At 57.5% G+C, this 2,231-nt stretch carries 1 protein-coding gene; it reads left to right on the forward strand.

All coding sequences use genetic code 11. The features are described 5' to 3' along the window. The first annotated feature begins 827 nt into the window (after positions 1-827). Entirely contained in the window at positions 828-1,676 is an 849-nt protein-coding gene (locus ABHU32_RS09945; RefSeq protein ID WP_346979810.1) for a DUF6273 domain-containing protein, read from the forward strand. Positions 1,677-2,231: the final 555 nt, after the last annotated feature.

Raw genomic sequence — 2,231 nt, forward strand, 5'->3', positions numbered from 1 at the left:
GGGGCCGCGGGGGCGTTCAGCTAACTGCGGGAACGGCCTATCCGCTCAAAGTGTTCGGCTGAGATCGGAAATCAACCTTTGCTATCGAAGTTCATTCATCGTCCATGTACATGAGCGGAACAGCGGAAACCGTTCGCTATGCTCCTGACCGTGCCAAAGAATTACTCGAAACGGGACCACGAGAGTACGATCGTTTGCCGGATAGCCGCCACTACGACGGATATCCTTGATAGTAAGCGCTAGAATGATTTTGCTCTTATGGAGCTCAGCCCCGGCTGGTAAACCTGACGTTCGGCGCGGTGTACGTGGACGCGCCTGGAGAGCTTGACCTCAAGTACGTTCAAGCCTAGGGGCCTAAGCCCCCCGCGCTCAAGCCTAGGCTTGAGAGAGCAGACTGGCAGGCAGCAACCGGGATATAAACGATTTAGGGGGAGTACTGGCGTACTCCCCTATTTTTTACTGAGTAGCCGAAAAAACGAGGCAACGAGAGGCGATTTAAGGTGCCTGAAAACAGGTACCCCTAGCGGGTATCCAAGTAGGTCTTTTTGGGGTCGTATTCGCGATTGTGTTAAGCCGTTTACCTGGGCGTTTGGTTTCGAATGGGCGTTTTGGCTATTTTTGCGGTGCGGTTGCCGCTGCGGCAAGACCGGAGCAGAATTATGGAATAGCCCTACGCTCGGCAATGTATCTACAAACCCTGAGCGAAGGGAGTGTCGCATATGCATGCAGCGGCAATTAACCTTCGGGGGGGGGTATCTCCTAGAGGTACTCTTCTCCGAGGGCAATCAATCATCGAGTACGTCCTGATCATCGCCGTCGTCGGCCTTGTGATCGTGCTCGCGGGGCCCGGCGTAGCGGGCGCCATCCGAAACCAGTTCAACCTGGTGGGCAACACGGTGAACAGCGGGACGACAGGCGGCACCGAGGGAGGCGGCGCGTCCGGCGGAGGCTCCACAGGGGCCGATTCCGCAACCGTCCAGGCGGCCGTTGCCGAGGATGCGAAGGACTGGACGCTCGGTGAGCAGAAGGCTGTCGCCGAGGACATCGCGGCGAAGGGCGAGGCGTCGCCGGCGTATGCCAAGGCCGAGGCTGCTATGGACGCGGGGACGAAGTTCTCCGTCAAGCTGACGAATGGCAAGACGCTCGAGTACCGCATCATCGGTATCAACCATGATGACACGGCCGACGGATCGGGTAAGGCTGGTCTCACGTTCGAGGTGACCAACGACGGCCTGGGCACTCAGCGCATGAACGCTACGGATACAATCGTAGGCGGCTGGGAGAAATCCGAGCTGCGCGGACGCCTCAACTCCGGCGACCTCTGGGCGCTCCTGCCGGCCGAAGTCCAGTCCAAGGCGAAAGCCGTCACGAAGATGACCGATAACAAGGGCGGCGGCAGTGCCGGCATCCCCTCGGCCACGACTGATAAGTTCTTCCTGCTCTCGACGACCGAAGTCTACGGTGACCTCCAGTCTGACGGCGTCCAGTACGAGTACTACAAGTCCAAGGGCGTGACGGAGTCGAACTGGTCCGGAGCTTCGTTGAGCCACCATCATTGGACTCGCTCCGTGGATCCGAACTATTCCCTGGGCTTCCGCATTATCAATTACGACGGCACCTTGGGCGGCAACGGCGCGTCGAACGCCTACGATGTGTTCCCCGCTTTCTCCTTCTAGCTTGTCTTCTAGCATGTCTGCCGAAGGCCCGCGCAACCCTGCGCGGGCCTTTCTTTTGGCGGTTACTCGTACATTTTAGGTTCGTGGCACAGGAAGTCGGTTTGAGGAGAAACGGGGTCATGCAGCGGCTCTCAGAGCGCCTGCTGCGCTCCCATATCGTTGCCGCTGCGACGTCCTCGTATAGAGCTCATCCCGCTTGGCGTTTCGTTGCAACAGCTCACTTGTCCACCGATCAAGTGAACTACTGGAATAAATACAGCGACACGCTTGTTCGTTACAGTGGCTATATCGGTGTAAATCGCCGCGATAAATACCGCCCGTTCTCGGCGTGTACCTGCTGCGCGTATGTAGAATCACATCGCGTTAATAAATCGGCTCAAGCGTGTGCAAAACGCGCAAGTAGCCGCAAAAGGTGATTATCGCGTAGGTAGATTTTTGGCACCCTGTTGCTTAACCAAAATTAAGCAATTGCTTAAAACAAGACGATATGAGAAAGCCATTTGGGCCGCCTCCCCCGCGGCGCAGCTTCTTTCCGCGGGCTCGGGATGCCACAAT

This window comes from Collinsella aerofaciens (assembly GCF_039758965.1).
In the GTDB taxonomy this organism is placed as follows: domain Bacteria; phylum Actinomycetota; class Coriobacteriia; order Coriobacteriales; family Coriobacteriaceae; genus Collinsella; species Collinsella aerofaciens_BR.